We start from the raw sequence: 17,430 nt of genomic DNA, 5'->3' as shown, positions 1-17,430 counted from the left end.
AAGATCAGTCGACAATCCCCGATGGCCGGAAGTTGCTTCCGCAGCCTGCAAATCCCGAGCAACCCTTCGGACCACCGCCGCGGATTGATCCGCGTCCGCCACAGCTGAACATCTGGAATGACCCGCCAGTTCGTCCCGCGCCAGACGCGAGGCCCATGCTTCCCCCGTGGCTGCTTCCGCCGCTGCTCCCCACGAGCCCCACTCCGTTTCCGGACCCGCCCGTGCCTCGTTTGCCGGACATGTTCAGGCAGCAGCAGCCTGCTCCATATCAGTTGAAGCCTTGGGATTTTCCCGGGCAAGGACAGAACGAACCGGGCGGCCTGCCGGGTATGATACATGCGATAGTTCAGCGGAGCACATATGATCCGTCGTACCAGACGGCGAGTGTCGACGGTGCGCCCGGCGAAGGTCCGCATCGGTCTGATTGAAATGCAGGGGAACGCGGAGCGCGAAGACTTCAGCCGGAAGCCGCGTCAACTCCGTGGCGTGCAGCAGAACGGCCGGCGAAGGAGAGAGTTGTCCAGCCGCCGATTTTCTTTCCAATTTGAGCCAGCGCGGTACGTCCCGTTCCGGATCGAGCGGATCGTTTTGGGATTTTTACTGAGCCGCCTCCCGTCGTGTACGCGCGATGTCCGCCCAGCTGACGCGATTCAGAAGACGCGTGGTTGGTGAGGCGGCGGATTGCTCACTTCCATAAGCGCACAGCTTTTTGCGACGACCCCGTCACGTCCCATCGTCGCACTCCCGGATGATCGTCTTCTTCGCAGTCCCCAGGGTCTTCCTTACGTCCAGTAGCGAAAACGTCTCCTGGGTCTGATACTTCGGGAATTCGACGACGAAGGATTTCTGTTTGGTTGTGGCCAATGCTATGACGAGTTGCCTGAAATCCTGTTGGTTCTGACGTCCTTCCGCCTTGAACTGGCTTCCTTCGAGCAGGAAGGGATGGTTCTTGCCGTCGATGATGATCTGCGCGGTGATGCTTTCTTTGACCTGGGGCTTGATCCGCGTCGCCGAGATGAACATGCCCGGCGTTTTGTCATCGCTGCCGGCAGGACAATAGATGCTGAAGGTGGATCCGGCGGCGTTCTCGATGTTCGCCTCCAGCGTGCCCTGGCCGTAGCCAAGGGTCCAGCGGAAGTCGACGGCGCTGGCGGTCGTACAGCTCGATATCAGGGCAAACGCAACGGGTAGCAGCTTCATCGATCGCATCCTGCGGTGGTGGGGTCCATAGCTATAGATGGATCGTCCAGCATTGCAACTGTACTTGACTTGCTCGTCTCAAAGATGGGCCGAGCTCTTTTTCAGATCCCGACATGGAGTTGGATATGGGTTTCCGCAATGACGCTAGGTTTGACCCGCAGACATACGCTGGCGCCGGCGGTTTGATCGGCAGACTGTCGGCGAGCGCTGGGCAGGCGGGACAGGGAGCCAAGGCTGCCGCGACAGCGCCGGACGTCTATGATCGCAAGGCCTTCGGCGGCGCAGCAGCTGATCTGATCGATCGCATTCGTGCGCTTCAACAGCAACAGGCTGCCTATCGACCGGTTGTGGCGAGGACCACCGACCCGCTGACCAGCCAGATCGTCCGCACCGAAAGCGGCGGCAGAGCAAACGCCGCCAACGGGCTCTCGAGCGCGTTGGGAGCCGGACAATTCCTGCGCCGGACCTGGCTCGACATGCTGGCCAAATACCGTCCGGATCTGACGGGCACGCCGGACGAGCTTGCGGCGCTCCGCAAGGACCCAAGGCTGTCGGCGGAAATGGTAGAGGCTTATGCGGCCGAGAACGCCAAGAAGCTTGTTCGGGCCGGACATGAGGCGACCCCTGGCAACATCTATCTGGCGCATTTTGCCGGTCCCTCGGGCGCGCTCAAGGTGCTCGGGGCGGACCCCGGCGCTTCGGCAAGGTCGGTGCTTGGCGATGATGCTGTCACAGCCAACCCATTTCTCGAAAACATGACGATCGGAGACCTGAAGTCATGGGCTGACCGGAAGATGCGGACGCTACCGTCACCACCGCGTCCGCAAGCGCCAGCCTTTCCCGATCATGCTGACCCGGTGTTCGGCGCACCGGCATTTCCGGCAGGACTGGTCGCATCGCCGCAGGATGCATCATCGAACGCGTTGCCCCATCCGACGCCCGATGTCCCGCAAGCGGCGAATGAGCGCCAACGCGAACTGCTGACCAACGAGCCCTCAAGGCCGTTGTCGGTGCAGCCGCCGATTTTCTTTCCGTTCTGAAATGACGCGCACAGGCGATCAGCGCGGCCGGGACTCGCGGCTGGTCAGTATTGATCCGGAGCACGTGCGCTCGATCTGGCCGTTCGCAGCGCCGCTGCTGAGGCGGGCGATCAGCAGAACGGGTCTATCGGCGTTTGCCATAATCGAGCGCGATGTCCTCGATGGTCTTTCGCTGCTCTGGATCGTCTGGAATGGCCACAGCATCGCGGCTGCTGCTGCGACGAGCCTCCAGCGGACGGACGCCGGCAAGGTCTGCGTCATCACGGCCTGCGCCGGCTCGGACATGAGGCAATGGCTGCCGCTGATCAGCGGCATCGAGGCGTATGCACAGGCGGAGGGATGCCGCTGCGTGCGCATCTTCGGGCGTAGAGGCTGGGCTCGCATTCTCGACGGATACGAACAGACCTACGCGATCATCGACAAGCGCTTGGCGTAGCGGCGAGGCGCTTATCGGAAGCGGGGCAGAGGACACTTGCTGCCGCATTCGTGCAGCCGCGGGTTGCAATTGTTCCTGTTTTGTTCTAAAACGGCTATCGGTTCGCGAGCGAAGAGGCCGACGATGTCGTTGATCGCGGGAGGTTCGGGAGAGAAGTGCGTCGCGCTCTCCGCGACGTGGCGGCGGAGATGCCGTTGGATGCTGGGGAACGGAGCTGGGCTATCCCGTCTCGTTGCGAGAAGCGGGTTTGCGCTGCTCTGCCTGTTGATTGGCGCGGGCGGTCGCACTCCGGCGGCGCAGGAGGCTGGCTTATCGTCCTATGCTCGCGCGGCTGAATATTGTCGTGGCGATGTGGCTCGGCCGATCGCGGTATCGCAGGACAAACATGTGCTGTGTCTCGATGGCGTGGTCCCATCGGACCTGAACGTTTCGGTCGCAGCAGATTTAGCGGCCCATGGCATCGCGGTGGTTCGCAGCCGCGGAGGGGACGCTGAGCGCGCAGTTCAATTGGCGAATTTGCTTCGAGATCGCAATGCAGTCGTCGTCGTGCGCGATTTCTGTCTGTATGCCTGCGCCAGTTTCATCCTGCTTGCTTCGGCTGAGGCCTACGTTCCCGACGATGCCCTGGTGGCCTGGGGCGTTTTTCGGCGCTATGCCGACGACGACTGCACGGGATTCATCGAGGGTGAGGATCAGTTGGGTCCTCTCCTGACGTCGTTGCGCTGCTCGGCGCCTCCCGGTGACGAGAGGCCAGTGGAACGACGGTGGAATGAATTCTATCGCGATAGAGTTTCCGCGACTGCTTTTACCGATCCACCGGAGAGCAGGTTCGTCAGGCGCGAATTGATGAATCTGTATCGATCGACTGGCCAGTATCCTGTCGTGCTATGGACCTGGAACCCTCGCTATCATGCCAATGCGATCAAGACCAGGCTCGTCTACCAGCACTATCCGGACAGTCAGGAGGAGGTCGATGCAATCGCAAAACGGTTGGGCCTCGTGCGTCGCGTAATCTACGACCCCTGATTGGCAAATCGTCCACAAATTGCAGATCGGTGGCAGACCTCTCGCACGAGACGTCTGCGCCATGCTGACCGATACATCGTTCACATGACTTTTGTTTCCGTGAGAGCACAGATGGCGCGATCATATAGATATCCATATACGCGTGTCCCCAATTTCGGCATTGAAGGGGCGATACCCAAGCCGCCCTGGTGGGCAGACCCCGACCATTGGCGAGTAGTCCCTCCCGCGTCTCCGCCGTGGTCGCCACCGCCAGCGGTCTCTCCCGATTCAAATCCCTTCGGCAATCCACCGCAGATGCCTGCTCCGCTGCGGCCAACTCCAGAGAGCGGGACCCTGGCGGATCCGATTTGCTCGATTGGCTGATGGGGGCACGCCGTGCCGAACGGAGCTGGGATGCAGGGCCATTGCCGTTGAAACCTGGCATTGACGGGCCGTCGTCGGATTTCATGGACCGGCAGCCAGGCCGCTTCGTTCAACCGGAGCCAGATCTCGTCCAGCCTCTGCCATTCTATTCGAAGCAGCTGGATGCATTGCTGCGACACCGGGGCGAGATGCTGCGTTTGAGCGGGAGCGATCGTTCAGAAGGCAGGTCAATCCAACCGCCGATTTTCTTTCCATTCGACTGACAATTTTTCATGGTCGCGGGGCCTCACCGTCGTCGCGGCTTCGTCTCCACACTGCTCTAGCTCAGAAGGAACACCGTCCATGGGCGGACAATCCACTTCGACACAAACCGTGCAATCCCAGTCGGCGCCTTGGACCGCGGCGCAGCCGGCCCTGCAAACGATGTTGAGTCAGATCGGTACCGGGCTCAACAACACCGGCCTGACGTCCGCGGAAGGCTCGGCGCTGGATTCGCTGAAGAACAACGCCGCTGCCGGCAACCCTTATGCGGGCCAGATCGCGGACTATGCGCGGTCGATGCTGAACGGCGGCGATGCCACTGCGCAGGCCGCGAACGTGCAGAACAATCTCGCGGCCTATCGCAACTGGCTGACGCCCTATGCGAGCGGCAGCATGATCGGGAATAATCCGGCCCTGACGGCGCAGCTGGCGCAGATAAGGTCCGACGTCGGCAACGACGTGAACTCGCAGTTCGCCGCCGCGGGCCGCGATCTCAGCGCCGCGAATATGATGGCCTATGGCAGGGGCGTCGCGGCCGGGGAGGCGCCGGTGATCGCCGCGCAATACAATCAGGACGTGACCAACCAATTGGCGGCCACGAACGCGCTGTACAATGCCGGCAATACCACGGCCAATGCGCTGACCCAGATGCAGCAGGCCGATCTCGCCAATCGCGGCCAGGGCGTGACCGCCGCACAATCGGCGCTCGATGCCCAGAATTATGGCGCCAACGCCACGCTGGCGGAAGAAGCGCAGCGCCGCGGCATTCCTGTGCAGGCGCTGAGCCTGCTCACGCAGTTGGGTGTGCCCATCGCCCAGCTCGGGAGCCAAGGCAACAACACGACGACGGCGACGCAGGACAAATCCGGCCTGGATCAATTCGCGACGCTTGCCGGCGGCATCGGCAGTCTCATGAGCCCCTTCAAGTTCAACTTCGGAAAGTAGTCATGACCGTCGAACCCGATTCCAACCTGACTGGCGCTTCATTTGACCTCGCTCACGCGGGCTACTCGGAAATGCCGGACCCTGGCCGCGAGCAGGAACGCGAGTCGATCGTGAGCGACAGCGCGTCACTCCACGATGCTGCCGACCGGCTGACCGATCCGCAGGCCAAAGTTGTCGTCAGGCAATACACCGATGCAGAGGGGAAGCGCGCGGCTGCAAACGAGGCTGTGACGCTGTCCCGCGCAGCCCGTGATTATGCCAGCGCAACTGCTGGCGACCAGCAGGTCGCCGAGAGCTTGTCGTCGGAGGCTCTTGCCGACAGAATCGATGCATTGCGCGCCGAGGTGGCGGCGAGCGATCCTGATGCGCCGGAATTCTACGGATTCGAATCCTCTGAAGCTCACAGCGAGCGAGAGGACGAGACGGCGCCTCCGTCGGACGAGACGAGCGATCGAGAGCCGAGCCCGCTTGATTCCGACATCGACATGCTCATGCAGCACCCGCAGGTCCGCCTGGCGCTCGAGGAGAAGGTCGGTGAGGTCGAACGCGCGCGGCAGGACTATCTGCAAGGGCTCGATGCAGCCATGCAGATCGCCCAGGCCAGCTTTGTCAGCCAGTTTCCGGAGCTGGCCGTCCTTGGTCCGGAGCAGCTTCCGCAAGCGCTGGCGCAAATGGCGCGCCAGGATCCCGCGAAGCTGTCGCGCGTTCAGGCGATCATCGCGGGTAGCGAGCAGCTGCGTGCCCGGCAGGGCGAGGAGATGCGGCGAGCGGCGGACGCCTCACGGCGCGATTTTCAGAACTACGCAAGGACAGAGGACGCGCGGCTGGAGACGCTGCTCAAAGGCGAGGCGAGAGATGTCCGGCAGGCTGTCGCGCAGGAAATCATGGCGTCGGCGAAGGCCAGCGGTATCGAGCCGGGCGAGTTGCAGCGCCTGTTCGACAGCGAACCGCTGATGCGTAACGCGACGTTTCAGCGGATGATGTACGACGCCGGCAAGTACCGGCTGATGATGAAAGCGAGGGACGCCGTGACGGCAAAGCCGGTACCGCCGGTGCAAAGGCCGGGCATGGCGGCCGGCCGAGGCGAACGCGATCAGCATGATCTGCGCGCGTTGAGCGCCCGGCTGTCCAGCTCAGGCGATCTCAAGGACGCGGTCGCGCTCTACCAGGCGAAGACGGCGAGCCGGCGCTAAGCGGCTACGTTGATGCCATTGCCAAACGAGAGACAATTGAACCTCGTTTGGCCTCGGGGCACGCCACCTATCCATCCTAGTTCTCCTCAAGTCCCAGCCGAGCATGCCCTGCGATCATACATCGATCGCGGTGCCAGATCGCCATATGCCCATGACAGGAGCTCCACGATGAGCGAAGACGACAGGAATTTCATCGAACGCGCTGAATCCATCACCGGAAATCTGTACGGAAGCCCGATGTCGACGGATCGGATCGTGGAGAACTTCGCGCTCCACGGCCTGAAAAATCGCGTAGAAGCGCTCGAACGGTTCGATGCCGAACTGGGCGGTACGATCGATTCGAGCGCTCATAGCCTGCGAAGGCGCGTTGAGCTCATCGAGCTGCGCCGGCGCATGGGCAGCCTCCACGAGGCGCTTCGCAAAGCCAATCGATGACGCATCCGTTGCTGAACGCGCTCGCGCAGGCGCGCAGGCGCGATGCGCCGGTGTTCGTGAGATGGTGCGAACTGAACAATGTGGCGCCTTGTCCGGCGATGCCTTCGTCGGTGGCGCGCTTCGTGGCCGAGTGCGCATCCCTCGGTCGGGATCGGCTCTGGTCGGCCCTTCAGGAGATATCGCGGATGCATACGTTGCTGGGCCTCGCCGATCCCACGCTTGGAGGCCCCGCCGCGGATGCGATCAGCGCGATTGCGGGAGTGGCTCCGCCCAGATCCTGGCCGCGGGAGTTCAAACAGCGGTTCCGTGCGCTCCCTTACGACATCCAGGTCTATCTCGCGGCGCACGAGACCCGGCGCGAACGCGCGCTCCGGCGCGCGCAAAATGAAGCTGCGTCAGCCAGCCGGAAGTTGGCGGCGCTTGAAACTCAATTGAAGGATGGAGCGACGCATGGCGACGAAGCAACAGCGCGCGACGAGGCTTGAAGACCGGATCGAGGACCTGCGTGCTGAGATCGATGGCATCATCGACGAACGCGTGGCGACGATCGCAAGCCAGAGCCCCGGAGTGCCGCCCGGCGTGATTCGCAACCTGCTCACGGCCCGTGCGCCAGCCTGCCGCTGCGCGCAATATATCGAGCTGTGCGGCAGCGAAGCGAAGAGCCAGGACTGACGGCCAGTAGCGCCCCTGACATCCACAGGTGTCTCACATCAAGGAAGCAAGATGACTCTTTATAAATGGTCTCAAACGGCGTCCGTCGACGCGACGGCAGACTCGACGATCAATTGGGCCGAAGGGCAAGCCCCCTCCAGTGTCAACGATTCCGCGCGCGGCATGATGGCGGCAATCGCAAAATATCGCGATGATATAGCGGGAGCAATTGTAACAGGGGGGACGAGTACGGCGTACACGGTCGCGAGCTATCAAGGCTTTGGCTCATGGTCGGCGCTCGCAAATCAGGTCATTGCCTTTTCGCCGCACGCGACCTGCGGTGCGATGGTGACCCTGAACGTTGACGGGCTCGGTGCCAAGCCGCTGCGTTCGTCTCCCAACGTTGATCTCCCAGCAGGTACGATCATCCAGGGGACGCCGTATTTGGCCGTTTACAACAGTGGCGACCAAGCATTTTACCTGCAAAGCTTTTTTGGGAATCCCTATAGTATCCCTATCGGTGCGAGCGTTGATTTCTGGGGCTTGACCGCGCCGAACAGTTCTTTCGTGCTAGCGTACGGCCAGGCGATTTCGCGTACGACATATGCGACGCTGTTTTCCTTGTTCGGCACGACCTATGGCGCGGGCGACGGCTCGACCACCTTCAACATTCCGGATTGCCGCGGCCGATTCGTCGCAGGAAGGGACGACATGGGCGGAAGCGCAGCGTCTCGCTTGACGAATACGTACCTCGGCAATAGCGCACTCGCGCTTGGTGCAACGGGTGGTACCCAAGCTCACACGTTGATTGTTGGAGAATTGCCGCCTTACACGCCAAGCGGTGTTTTCGTCGGCACCACTGATCACAATGTTCTTTGGAACGATAATGGCGCTATCGGCGCCGCCGCAGCGGGAGGGCAGATCAGTGGCGCAACTTCTCCAGCGAATTCATCTCTTTCGGCCGTCGGAGTGCACGGCACTCTCACCATGAACCCACAGGGGGGTACAAGCACTCCATTTGCGATCATTCCTCCCACGATCATCGCAAATAGGTTGCTGCGGATCATCTAGCTGAAGAGGGCGAGGCGCCGGTGAGGGTTGGCGCGTTTCGCGTCAACCGAGCTGCGAAGCGATTGCCTAACCTTATTGTTGGCTGCTCGACATAAACCCATGTTTGGCCAGCAGCTACGATCACGATTGCCATGCAGGTAAATCGGATGGGTTCTGCGGTCCAAAGAGGGATCTTCGCGATCAGTAGGCTTACAATAGACGAGAAACTCCAAAATACGATGGGGTGAAGCAGGTAGATCGAATAGGATCGGTCTCCCATCGAGACGAAAAAACGAGACACTGAACTATCAGAGTTGAGGTTCGCGAAGCCGATGATGGCAAGCAACAGCGCTGGGGCTACGCCCCGATGCCCAAGGTAGAAGTGCAGAACACACATGCCTACGACGCCGGCTGCGATCGGTAATAGAGCGCCGACCCAGCGCAGCCGAGGCAGCAGCATGTAAGCGAGAATTCCGGCGGCAAACTCAAGATGGAACCCAGCAAAGTTCGAGAGATACCAGGGCGCGCTGCCGAGAGCGACGAATGAGAGCACTAAGACAACGAGCAGCCCGATCAAGCCGAAAGCAGGAACGATCGCGGCCGCTAGAACGTAAAACGTAATCTCATGCTGTAGGGTCCAGCCAATATTGTAGAACGGCAGCTCATGCGTTGGCAGAAGCGTGGCGGAGTATAGCAGGTAAGAAAGGGTCTCCGAGCTTTGCCAACCGCGCCAGACGGCGAATAGCACCGCGATGGTGCCGAGACATAGGAGCCACAGCGGGTAGATACGGAAGATGCGATTGACTAGAAATTCGAGCGGGCGAAAACCAGGTTTTGCCGCAATCATTGAGATTACGAAACCGCTGATTCCAAAGAATAGATCGACGCCTAGCTCTCCGAACCGGGCGAGTGGCCAGAGGGGATATGTCGCGTCCGCAGAGAACCGCACAAGTGCGGTCCATGAGTGGAAATAAAGAACACTGAGTGCGGCAACGGCGCGCGCGATCTGAATACCGTCAAATCTCATATTGCGAGCGTATCACTCCTCCCCCTTATAGAGTCAACCCATGGTAGACCTGAACGCCTCTCTGCGGCGAATGCGAAGCGATGGGCAAATGCCAAACCGCTCCGGAAGGCAGAAGCCGCCAATGCCGCATTAGGCTTTTACAAGGCCCGGCTACGCTACCAGGCCGCGGAGCGACTGACCGGCGTCCCTGGCCGGCCATTGCCGTCTTCCACGAACGAGAATCCTCCCAGCAATGGAATGCCTCCCTGGCCCAAAGCGCCCTTGGAATCGGGTGTCGGTCACGTCCCGGCGGGGCGGGCTCCCTTCGACTCCTGGGAGGCTGCGGCAGTCGACGCGCTGGTCAAGTGCCCGTCCTTCCTGGCGAGTCATAAGGATTGGTCGATCGCAGGCGCGCTGACTGCGCTCGAGACCTACAACGACATTCGCTACGCAGCTCGCGCTATGCCGTCGCAGCCGGACCTTCATACATGGACATAAGGCAGATCTTTAAGGCTCTGCCATTGGTCCATATGAGAAACCCCGGAAAGCTGTTCGCGCAGCTTTTTCGGCTTCCATACCTCGGCCGGATTCAATTTGCCTGTCTTTGTAAAGAAGGCATTGCAACTGCCGTCAGAGCCTGCCGCCAACCCATAACCATGTTCGGCGCAAAGTTTGGTCAAAGCGGTCAGGGATGCACCGTGATACCAGCCTCGCGGATGCTTTTGGAAGCGATCAAATGCCGGGTCATATGGCACAGTGATTGGTTCGTGGCCGAGCGTGGAATTGTACTCCGCGATGATAAGCGAGGGCCTAAGACCGATCAGCGCTTTGAGGAACCAATAGTCATTGCCGTCCACGTCGATCGAAAGCACACCAACTTGAGGAAATTGATTTCGAATGAAGTCGATATTGTCGAGTGTCAGGAACGAGTGAACAATATCGATTCGATCCGGCCAGAGCGCCCTGGCATCGTCCGCTTGCTGTTTGCTTCCGTCGACGAGCAACCCTCGCCATTCCGGGTTCTGAGCGAGCCTGATGCAATTGAATTCGACCGGATGAAATCCAAATTCAATGAATGTGCGTGGGCAGTCCTTGGTCAAGTTGGCAATGATGTCTCCCTCGTCGGCCTCCGACTTGGGTAGCCACAGCCGCGACCTGTAATACAGCCGCCGCAGTGTGTCGTTCTGTTTGATCAACTGGCGCATTTTGCGCTTCTATCACTTCACCCCCCAACCGAGTCAATCCATGGTAGACCTGAACGCCCTCTCTGCGGCGAATGCGAAGCGCTGGGCAAATGCCAAGCCGACCCGGAAGGCGGAGGCCGCCAATGTCGCGCTGCGCCTTTACAAGGCCCGGCAACGCTATCGCGCCGTGGAGCGACTGACGGGCGTTCCCTGGCCGGCCATTGCCGTCATTCACGAGCGTGAATCGTCTCAGCAATGGAATGCCTCCCTGGCGCAAGGCGACCCCTGGGATCGGGTGTCCATTCACGTTCCGACCGGGCGGGGTCCGTTTGACTCCTGGGAGACTGCGGCGGTCGATGCGCTGGTCAAGTGCCCACCTTTCCTGGCGCATCATAAGGATTGGTCGATCGCAGGCACGCTGACTGCGCTCGAGACCTACAACGGCATTGGCTATGCAGCGCGCGCCGTTCCGTCGCCCTATCTCTGGTCCGGGACCGACCAGTATCGGGCCGGAAAGTACGTGCGCGACGGCGTTTACGATCCGAGCAAGGTCGATCCCCAACTGGGGTGTGCGGCGCTGTTGATGGCGCTGACGGAGCTTGATCCAAACATCAGCTTTGCGGGGGCAAAGATCGCCAAGAGCTCGGCGAGCGCCGATCCCGCCAGGCCTTCATTGACGAACCCGTCGAAAGGCTCGATCGGCGCGTTCGTCGTCAATTTGATCAGAGCCATTTCAGGAAGGAAATGAATATGCCGACCATTTTCGACGTCATCGTCTTCGTCGCCGGCTTCGGTGCCTGCTGGCTTGTCAAGGACACGTTGCTCCGGTTCGTGACCGGCACCGAAGCCCAGGTGAAATCGCTCGAGGCCAAGCTTGCCGCGCTGCGGGCCATGCTGTGATGCTCACCCAGATCAAGGCAGCTTGTCTGCATTCCATGACGATAGCCTGGAGCTACTGCATCGCGCTCGCGGGTGCTTTGGCTTCGATCGTCGACGATGTTGCCGACGCGCTGGGCGATCCCGGCCTCAAGGATCAGATCAGCGCGGCGATCGGCGACGTCAAGATCACTGGACGCATCCTGCTTGCGATCTCGGTCGTGACCATTATCGCGCGGCTGCGAACCCTTCGGAGGAAAGACTGATGTGGATGACGATCATCTCGTTTCTCGGCGGCCCCGTCGTCAAGGCGCTGGTCGATGCCTACAGCGCGAAGCTGAAGGCTGAGACCGTCGACACGAAGATTGCTGCGGATCTCGCAGCGAGCGAGATCGCGGCGCAGACTGCGGAAACCAAGGCCGTCGCGCAGTTCAGAACGGCGGAACTCGGCTACTGGCACGAACCGGACAAGTTGATCGGATACTGCGTCACGATCTATTTCGCGAAGCTCCTTGTCTGGGACAAGGTTCTCGGCCTCGGATCGACGGATCCTCTGGCGGGGTTTGCGGCGATCACTGCAAACCTCGTCGTCTCCTTCTACTTCACGAAGCGCGGTTTCGAGAATGTTGCAAGGATCATCAAGCGATGAAGCTGCCAGACGACGAGATCAGGGCCATCGTTACCGAGACGCTGGCGGAGCACCAGCGATTTCAACAAGAGAGTATCGATGCGATCGTGCTCAAGGCGGTGTCGTCGGTGCTGGCGTCCTTCGGGATCGAAGACGATGACCGGAGGGAGCTGAGGGCGGATTTCCAGCATCTCCGGCGGTGGCGAAAAAGCGTGGAGCAGGCGCAAAGCTATACTTTCAAGGCCGTCATCACGGTGATTGCCACCGGATTGATGGGAGCCGTCTGGCTCGGCGTGAAGGTGGTGCTGGGCAAATGAGGCTCTGGTCGCGGTGAAGTCGACGCACGGCCGATCTTGATCGTTTCATTCCGATAAGGCCCGTCATGTACAGAATCCGCATGGTCGACGCGTCTGATGAGGATGTCGTCGACACCCTGGCTGATCTGCATCGGCTGACATTCTTCGATGCGGCGGCGATGCCGCAGTTCGACCTTGGAGCGTGGTGGCTCGCCTATCATGGCGACGATGCGGTCGCTTTTGCCGGCGTCGTGCCGTCCACCCATGTGCGGAACAGCGGCTACTTCTCCAGGGTCGGGGTTATTCAACGACACTGGGGCAGAGGGCTCCAGCTCCGACTAATGCGGGCCGTCGAAGCGCGAGGCCGGCGCATGGGGTGGCACGCGATCGTCTCCGACACGACGGACAATCTCGTCTCCGCGAATAACTTCATCAAGGCGGGCTATCGGCTCTACGAGCCCGAGGTGCCCTGGGCCTGGTCGCACACGCTCTACTGGCGCCGGTCGCTCCGCTGAACCGGGTTTCCCGTGGTGCGGAACGGAATGCGCCGTCAGATCGGATACGCCAGTCCAGGTGCGACCTCGTCCAGCTGGAACACCCTAGAACCCGGCAGCCTGACCGCTGCCGGGTGCTTTTTGCGTCTTGAAGCGCTGTAGCTGAAGACTTGCGAAGTCGGCGTCGGCGGGCTTTAAGTTCGCTTGCAGCAAATTCGGCGAGCACAAGCCGATGTAAGGGAGCTCCAGGGATGTCCACCAAGCCTCAATTGCCGGTCCGTCCGTCGCGGGCGGCCGGAGCGCCAACTGCACTTGATGGTCTGCTGGTCATCGATTTCACGCGCGTGGTCGCGGGTCCTGCCTGTACACAGACGCTTGCCGACTTCGGGGCGCGTGTCATCAAGATCGAAAACCCTGACGGTGGCGACGACACGCGTGCCTATGAGCACGCCGAAATCGGCGGTGAGAGCGCGGCCTATCTCAGCCTGAACCGCAATAAGACCGGCATTGCACTCGATCTCTCGGTGCCGGAGGGGCGCGAGATCGCGCGGGATCTGATCCGCAAGGCGGATGTGGTTGTCGAGAATTTCTCCAGCGGGGTGATGAAGAAGTTCGGCCTCGACTACGAGGCGGTCGCACCGCTCAATCCGCGGCTCGTCTATTGCTCGATCTCGGCTTATGGGCGCACCGGACCCTTTGCTTCACGCCCCGGTTTCGATCCCATTACGCAAGCGGAGAGTGGCTTCATGTCGCTCAACGGGTTTGCCGACGGTCCGGCGGTTCGTACTGGCCCGCCGATTGTCGACATGGCGACAGGGATGTCGGCTTGCAATGCCATCCTGCTCGCGCTCCTGGCACGGGATCGGCTCGGTCGCGGGCAGCATGTCGAGGTCGCGCTATTCGACGTCGCCATGGGGATGACCGGTTTCTTCGGCATGGCCTATCTGATCAATGGCGAGAATCCCGGACGCTTTGGCAATTCGCCGAGCGGCTCGCCCACCGTCGGTGTCTACGAGGCATCTGACGGTCCGCTCTACATGGCTTGCGCCAATGACCGGTTGTATCGACGGCTGGTCGTCGAGGTGATGAACCGGCCGGATCTCATCAACGCGCCGCAATTTGCCACACGCAAAACGAGATCCGAGAACAAGGAGCTCCTGCGCGCGGCGATCGCGGAAGTATTCGCCAGCGACACGCTCGAGAACTGGATGGCAAAGATGAAACTGGCCAATATTCCGGTCGGCTATCTCCGTACCGTCGAGGAGGGTTTCAATGCACCCGAAGCACGCGAACGTGCGCGCCTGAGCCGCATCCCGCATCCCACGGCGCAATGGGTGCCAAACATCGAGCCGCCGATCAGCATGAGCCTGACGGCGGCGGTCGATCCCGTCGCCGCGCCTTTGCTGGGCGAACATACGGCAGACGTCATGCGCGAGACGCTTGGTTACGATGAGAATCGGATTGCGGCGTTGGCCGAAAAGGGGGCATTCGGGCTACGCAAAGCCAGCACATCGACCTGAGCGCCGCTCCTGCTTGATTTGGCATGGTTCTCGCCGCATAAATGGGCGAGAGCGAGGGACACGAATGGCGCGTGGTCAAGAGCCGAGCGAGGTTCAGTCGGTAGCGACAGATTCCGGCGAGCGAGCTTATGCGGCGATGGTCGCCAAAGCCCGATCGCTCGTGCCGCATTTGCGGGAACGCGCAGCCCGAACTGAGGAGTTGCGGCACCTGCCTCTCGAGACCGAGCGCGACCTGCACGACGCCGGCCTGTTCCGGATGCTTCAGCCGAAGCGCGTCGGCGGCGCCGAGCTCGACTACGTTGCCCTAATCGATTGCGCCGAACTGCTCGGAAAAGCCGACGCATCGGTGGCCTGGAATCTTGCCAATCTGGCGAGTCACCATTGGATGCTCGGCATGTTCGAGCAGCGTGCGCAAGATCTGGTCTGGGGCGGGGACCCCGATGTGCTGATCGCGTCATCGTTCATCTTTCCCGCCGGCCGTGCCAGGAAGGTCGAGGGCGGATATCGGCTGCACGGGAGCTGGCCCTTCTCGTCGGGAGTCGGCTCCTGCGCATGGAACATGCTGGCTAGCGTCGTCGCCTCCGACGATGAGGCCGATGGCATCGAATACCGCATCTTTCTGTTGCCCAAGGCCGACTACAAGATCCTCGACACCTGGAACGTCGCGGGGCTGCGTGGCACCGGGTCGTCGGATGTCGAAGTCAGGGACGCCTTGGTACCCGAACATATGACGGTCGCGGTGGGGGATCTCGCGGGTGGCGCGACGCCTGGCAGCAAGGTAAATCCCAATCCGCTGTATGCGCTTCCAGTGTTCTCGCTGTTTCCCTATGTTCTTTCGGGCGTCGCGCTCGGAAATGCGCAGGCGTGCCTGGACGACTATGCGGAGGTCGCGCGTCACCGCATATCGACATACAACCGCGCCAAACTGAGCGACTTTCAAAGCACGCAAATCAAGATCGCCGAGGCCTCCGCCAAGATCGATGCTGCGCGCCTCATCATGCGTTCTGCCTGCATCGAGGCGATGGAGGACGCGCGGCGCAACCGCACGCCAGATATGGCAAGGAAGACCAAATATCGGCGTGACGGGGCATTCTCGGTCAATCTGTGCACGGATGCCGTTTCCATGCTCTTTGCTGCGAGCGGGGCGCGCGGTCTGTTCACCACGGGCGTGCTGCAGCGCCAGTTCCGAGATGCCCATGCGATCAATTCGCACCTTGCTTTCAATTTCGATGCGGCCGGAACCAACTACGGACGTGTGGCCCTTGGCCTGCCGTCCGAGAATCTCACCTTGTGAGGCCGGCTGATGAATGATCTGCCTAAGCAGCCGGCCGCTCCTGATCCGGCCAATGAATTCGCGAGCGACAATTCGCAGATTGATCCGCGTGATTTTCGCAATGCGCTCGGTACCTACGGAACGGGCGTGACGATCATCACGGCCACGGCGGCTGACGGAAAGCCGTATGGTATCACCTGCAATTCGTTTGCCTCGGTCTCGCTGAATCCGCCCTTGGTGCTCTGGAGCCTTGGAGTGTATTCATCCAGCCTGACCGTGTTTCAGAACGCCAGCCATTTCACGGTCCACGTGCTGGGCAGCTCGCAACAGGCGCTGGCAAACAAATTCGCGAAATCGTCCGAGGACAAGTTCGCCGGCGTGAATTGGACGCCGGGCCTCGGCAATGCGCCGGTCCTTGCCGAGAGCGTCGCGAATTTCCAGTGCCGATCCGTCAATCGCTATTATGGTGGCGATCACGTGATCTTTCTCGGCGCCGTCGAGGCCTATGCTTACAACGCGAACGAGCCGCTGTTGTTTGCGCGGGGGTCATATGGCCGTTTTCTCGCCGAAGACGAGCGCAAGTCGCCGTAAAGCCCTTCAGCGGCCCGTCGCCGAGAGCTTGTAGATCTCCAAAGCATCCGCGTCGGCGCCGCGGGCCGCCTTGGCCAGTCTGAAAATCTGGCCGGCGAGCGTCGCCATCGGCACCGGCGTTGACGTTGCCTGAGCGACGTCGGCAACCGTGTCGAGGTCCTTCAGCATCGTCGCGATGTGGCCGAGTGGCGGAGAGTGAATACCCTGGACCATGCGCGGCACGAAGAGCTGAAGCGGGATTGAATCCGCAAAGCCACCGGCGAGTGCCTCTGGCAACCGGCTTGCGTCAATCCCCGCGTTCGAAGCAAGTCGCGTTGCTTCGGCGAGAACGGCCATCGCGCATCCAACGATCACCTGGTTGCAAAGTTTGGTGGTCTGGCCGGTGCCAGTCGGACCCATATGGGTGAACCTGCGCGCCATCGCCTGCACGTAGGGCCGCGCCCTCTCGATATCAGCTGCTTCTCCGCCCGCCATGATCGCCAGCGTACCTTCCTCGGCGCCTTTGGTGCCGCCAGACACCGGCGCATCGATCCAGCTTGCGCTGTTCGCAGCTTTCAATCGGGTCGCAAGCTTGCGTGCGGCGTCGGGGTGGATCGATGAGAAATCGACCACGAGCTTGCCCGCCCCTGGAGCCGCTGCGAGCCCCTCCGGCCCGAAAATCACCTCCTCGACGGCGGCGGCATCGGTTACGCACATGAAGACAATGTCGCAGTTCGCCAGGAGGTCACGGGGCGTGTCAGCGCGCTTTGCGCCAGCTTCGACGAGAGGAGCGATCTTGCCCTCTGAACGATTCCAGACGCTGACGTGATGACCGGCCTTGAGCAGCCGACGTGTCATGGGTGTCCCCATCAATCCCAGGCCGAGATAGCCGAGCCTCTCGCCGCCCCGCGGGTCCGCCTTGCTCGCATCAGCCATAGGTTGCCTCCTTCTCTCGCAATGCCGGCGGCGCGCGGCCGCCACCG

General features: G+C 61.2%; 22 protein-coding genes. 18 read left to right on the top strand and 4 right to left on the bottom strand.

All coding sequences use genetic code 11. The annotated features are described in order from the left end of the window. Positions 1 to 723 precede the first annotated feature (723 nt). On the bottom strand, positions 724 to 1,200 hold the full coding sequence (locus tag G8O24_RS03065) for a YfjT/YkfB family phage-associated protein (protein ID WP_188096350.1): 477 nt from the start codon (positions 1,198 to 1,200) through the stop codon (positions 724 to 726). Positions 1,201 to 1,676: 476 nt separating this feature from the next. On the opposite strand from G8O24_RS03065, the gene G8O24_RS03060 reads away from it, so the two are divergent. The 9 genes from G8O24_RS03060 (at position 1,677) to G8O24_RS03020 (ending at position 8,621) form a co-directional block, all read left to right on the top strand. Continuing rightward, the gene (locus tag G8O24_RS03060; protein WP_188096348.1) at positions 1,677 to 2,240 is read left to right on the top strand and encodes a hypothetical protein; all 564 of its coding nucleotides are present in this window, start codon (positions 1,677 to 1,679) and stop codon (positions 2,238 to 2,240) included. A 1-nt stretch (position 2,241) separates the two neighbouring features. Then, a complete protein-coding gene (locus tag G8O24_RS03055) occupies positions 2,242 to 2,676 on the top strand; it encodes a hypothetical protein (protein ID WP_188096346.1) in 435 nt (144 codons plus the stop codon). A gap of 198 nt (positions 2,677 to 2,874) precedes the next feature. Further along, positions 2,875 to 3,702 (top strand): hypothetical protein, encoded by an 828-nt coding sequence (locus G8O24_RS03050; protein WP_188096344.1) that lies wholly within the window; start codon positions 2,875 to 2,877, stop codon positions 3,700 to 3,702. A 786-nt stretch (positions 3,703 to 4,488) separates the two neighbouring features. Continuing rightward, positions 4,489 to 5,271 (top strand): tail fiber domain-containing protein, encoded by a 783-nt coding sequence (locus G8O24_RS03045; protein WP_244645708.1) that lies wholly within the window; start codon positions 4,489 to 4,491, stop codon positions 5,269 to 5,271. Between the two features lie 2 nt (positions 5,272 to 5,273). Continuing rightward, positions 5,274 to 6,464: a hypothetical protein gene (locus G8O24_RS03040; protein WP_188096340.1), complete on the top strand. Its 1,191-nt coding sequence runs from the start codon at positions 5,274 to 5,276 to the stop codon at positions 6,462 to 6,464. A 168-nt stretch (positions 6,465 to 6,632) separates the two neighbouring features. Beyond that, positions 6,633 to 6,899 carry a hypothetical protein gene (locus G8O24_RS03035; RefSeq protein WP_188096338.1) on the top strand — a complete coding sequence of 89 codons (267 nt, stop codon included), beginning with the start codon at positions 6,633 to 6,635 and terminating at the stop codon, positions 6,897 to 6,899. Continuing rightward, entirely contained in the window at positions 6,896 to 7,384 is a 489-nt protein-coding gene (locus G8O24_RS03030; protein ID WP_188096337.1) for a hypothetical protein, read from the top strand. Before G8O24_RS03035 ends, G8O24_RS03030 begins: the two co-directional genes overlap by 4 nt. Then, entirely contained in the window at positions 7,350 to 7,571 is a 222-nt protein-coding gene (locus G8O24_RS03025; RefSeq protein ID WP_188096335.1) for a hypothetical protein, read from the top strand. The genes G8O24_RS03030 and G8O24_RS03025 overlap by 35 nt, the downstream gene beginning before the upstream one ends. A 51-nt stretch (positions 7,572 to 7,622) precedes the next feature. Continuing rightward, on the top strand, positions 7,623 to 8,621 hold the full coding sequence (locus G8O24_RS03020; RefSeq protein WP_188096334.1) for a phage tail protein: 999 nt from the start codon (positions 7,623 to 7,625) through the stop codon (positions 8,619 to 8,621). On the opposite strand, the gene G8O24_RS03015 is transcribed toward G8O24_RS03020, so the two are convergent. After that, complete coding sequence (locus tag G8O24_RS03015) at positions 8,614 to 9,627, bottom strand: acyltransferase family protein (protein WP_188096332.1); 1,014 nt, start codon at positions 9,625 to 9,627, stop codon at positions 8,614 to 8,616. The two genes, G8O24_RS03020 and G8O24_RS03015, sit on opposite strands and share 8 nt — an antisense overlap. A gap of 461 nt (positions 9,628 to 10,088) precedes the next feature. Continuing rightward, a complete protein-coding gene (locus G8O24_RS03010) occupies positions 10,089 to 10,811 on the bottom strand; it encodes a hypothetical protein (RefSeq protein WP_188096330.1) in 723 nt (240 codons plus the stop codon). Here G8O24_RS03010 and G8O24_RS03005 point away from each other — a divergent pair. From G8O24_RS03005 to G8O24_RS02965, 9 genes are all read left to right on the top strand, one after another. Next, positions 10,795 to 11,538, top strand: coding sequence for a hypothetical protein (locus G8O24_RS03005; RefSeq protein ID WP_244645707.1), 744 nt, complete (start codon positions 10,795 to 10,797; stop codon positions 11,536 to 11,538). The genes G8O24_RS03010 and G8O24_RS03005 overlap by 17 nt on opposite strands. Positions 11,539 to 11,540: 2 nt before the next feature. After that, on the top strand, positions 11,541 to 11,690 hold the full coding sequence (locus G8O24_RS03000) for a hypothetical protein (RefSeq protein ID WP_188096328.1): 150 nt from the start codon (positions 11,541 to 11,543) through the stop codon (positions 11,688 to 11,690). Further along, positions 11,690 to 11,932, top strand: a complete 243-nt coding sequence (locus tag G8O24_RS02995; protein WP_188096326.1) for a hypothetical protein — start codon at positions 11,690 to 11,692, stop codon at positions 11,930 to 11,932. The genes G8O24_RS03000 and G8O24_RS02995 overlap by 1 nt, the downstream gene beginning before the upstream one ends. Beyond that, a complete protein-coding gene (locus G8O24_RS02990) occupies positions 11,932 to 12,315 on the top strand; it encodes a hypothetical protein (RefSeq protein ID WP_188096325.1) in 384 nt (127 codons plus the stop codon). Before G8O24_RS02995 ends, G8O24_RS02990 begins: the two co-directional genes overlap by 1 nt. Further along, positions 12,312 to 12,611, top strand: a complete 300-nt coding sequence (locus G8O24_RS02985; RefSeq protein WP_188096323.1) for a hypothetical protein — start codon at positions 12,312 to 12,314, stop codon at positions 12,609 to 12,611. Before G8O24_RS02990 ends, G8O24_RS02985 begins: the two co-directional genes overlap by 4 nt. 65 nt (positions 12,612 to 12,676) lie before the next feature. Continuing rightward, positions 12,677 to 13,105, top strand: coding sequence for a GNAT family N-acetyltransferase (locus tag G8O24_RS02980; protein ID WP_188096321.1), 429 nt, complete (start codon positions 12,677 to 12,679; stop codon positions 13,103 to 13,105). A gap of 230 nt (positions 13,106 to 13,335) precedes the next feature. After that, complete coding sequence (locus G8O24_RS02975) at positions 13,336 to 14,604, top strand: CaiB/BaiF CoA transferase family protein (protein WP_188096319.1); 1,269 nt, start codon at positions 13,336 to 13,338, stop codon at positions 14,602 to 14,604. A gap of 64 nt (positions 14,605 to 14,668) precedes the next feature. Continuing rightward, positions 14,669 to 15,898 carry an acyl-CoA dehydrogenase family protein gene (locus tag G8O24_RS02970; protein ID WP_188096615.1) on the top strand — a complete coding sequence of 410 codons (1,230 nt, stop codon included), beginning with the start codon at positions 14,669 to 14,671 and terminating at the stop codon, positions 15,896 to 15,898. 9 nt (positions 15,899 to 15,907) lie between these two features. Continuing rightward, complete coding sequence (locus tag G8O24_RS02965) at positions 15,908 to 16,468, top strand: flavin reductase family protein (protein ID WP_188096318.1); 561 nt, start codon at positions 15,908 to 15,910, stop codon at positions 16,466 to 16,468. Positions 16,469 to 16,474: 6 nt separating this feature from the next. Here the strand turns inward: G8O24_RS02965 and G8O24_RS02960 are convergent, their stop codons facing one another. Beyond that, positions 16,475 to 17,383, bottom strand: a complete 909-nt coding sequence (locus G8O24_RS02960; protein WP_188096316.1) for an NAD(P)-dependent oxidoreductase — start codon at positions 17,381 to 17,383, stop codon at positions 16,475 to 16,477. Positions 17,384 to 17,430: the final 47 nt, after the last annotated feature.

The sequence above is a fragment of the Bradyrhizobium campsiandrae genome, from assembly GCF_014529705.1.
GTDB lineage: Bacteria > Pseudomonadota > Alphaproteobacteria > Rhizobiales > Xanthobacteraceae > Bradyrhizobium > Bradyrhizobium campsiandrae.
This window is presented reverse-complemented; position numbering and strand designations above follow the sequence as displayed.

Coding starts and splice junctions, on each gene's coding strand:
- G8O24_RS03065 (WP_188096350.1), bottom strand. CDS start 1,200: ATGAAGCTGCTACCCGTTGCGTTTGCCCTGATATCGAGCTGTACGACC.
- G8O24_RS03060 (WP_188096348.1), top strand. CDS start 1,677: ATGCTGGCCAAATACCGTCCGGATCTGACGGGCACGCCGGACGAGCTT.
- G8O24_RS03055 (WP_188096346.1), top strand. CDS start 2,242: ATGACGCGCACAGGCGATCAGCGCGGCCGGGACTCGCGGCTGGTCAGT.
- G8O24_RS03050 (WP_188096344.1), top strand. CDS start 2,875: ATGCTGGGGAACGGAGCTGGGCTATCCCGTCTCGTTGCGAGAAGCGGG.
- G8O24_RS03045 (WP_244645708.1), top strand. CDS start 4,489: ATGTTGAGTCAGATCGGTACCGGGCTCAACAACACCGGCCTGACGTCC.
- G8O24_RS03040 (WP_188096340.1), top strand. CDS start 5,274: ATGACCGTCGAACCCGATTCCAACCTGACTGGCGCTTCATTTGACCTC.
- G8O24_RS03035 (WP_188096338.1), top strand. CDS start 6,633: ATGAGCGAAGACGACAGGAATTTCATCGAACGCGCTGAATCCATCACC.
- G8O24_RS03030 (WP_188096337.1), top strand. CDS start 6,896: ATGACGCATCCGTTGCTGAACGCGCTCGCGCAGGCGCGCAGGCGCGAT.
- G8O24_RS03025 (WP_188096335.1), top strand. CDS start 7,350: ATGGCGACGAAGCAACAGCGCGCGACGAGGCTTGAAGACCGGATCGAG.
- G8O24_RS03020 (WP_188096334.1), top strand. CDS start 7,623: ATGACTCTTTATAAATGGTCTCAAACGGCGTCCGTCGACGCGACGGCA.
- G8O24_RS03015 (WP_188096332.1), bottom strand. CDS start 9,627: ATGAGATTTGACGGTATTCAGATCGCGCGCGCCGTTGCCGCACTCAGT.
- G8O24_RS03010 (WP_188096330.1), bottom strand. CDS start 10,811: ATGCGCCAGTTGATCAAACAGAACGACACACTGCGGCGGCTGTATTAC.
- G8O24_RS03000 (WP_188096328.1), top strand. CDS start 11,541: ATGCCGACCATTTTCGACGTCATCGTCTTCGTCGCCGGCTTCGGTGCC.
- G8O24_RS02995 (WP_188096326.1), top strand. CDS start 11,690: ATGCTCACCCAGATCAAGGCAGCTTGTCTGCATTCCATGACGATAGCC.
- G8O24_RS02990 (WP_188096325.1), top strand. CDS start 11,932: ATGTGGATGACGATCATCTCGTTTCTCGGCGGCCCCGTCGTCAAGGCG.
- G8O24_RS02985 (WP_188096323.1), top strand. CDS start 12,312: ATGAAGCTGCCAGACGACGAGATCAGGGCCATCGTTACCGAGACGCTG.
- G8O24_RS02980 (WP_188096321.1), top strand. CDS start 12,677: ATGTACAGAATCCGCATGGTCGACGCGTCTGATGAGGATGTCGTCGAC.
- G8O24_RS02975 (WP_188096319.1), top strand. CDS start 13,336: ATGTCCACCAAGCCTCAATTGCCGGTCCGTCCGTCGCGGGCGGCCGGA.
- G8O24_RS02970 (WP_188096615.1), top strand. CDS start 14,669: ATGGCGCGTGGTCAAGAGCCGAGCGAGGTTCAGTCGGTAGCGACAGAT.
- G8O24_RS02965 (WP_188096318.1), top strand. CDS start 15,908: ATGAATGATCTGCCTAAGCAGCCGGCCGCTCCTGATCCGGCCAATGAA.
- G8O24_RS02960 (WP_188096316.1), bottom strand. CDS start 17,383: ATGGCTGATGCGAGCAAGGCGGACCCGCGGGGCGGCGAGAGGCTCGGC.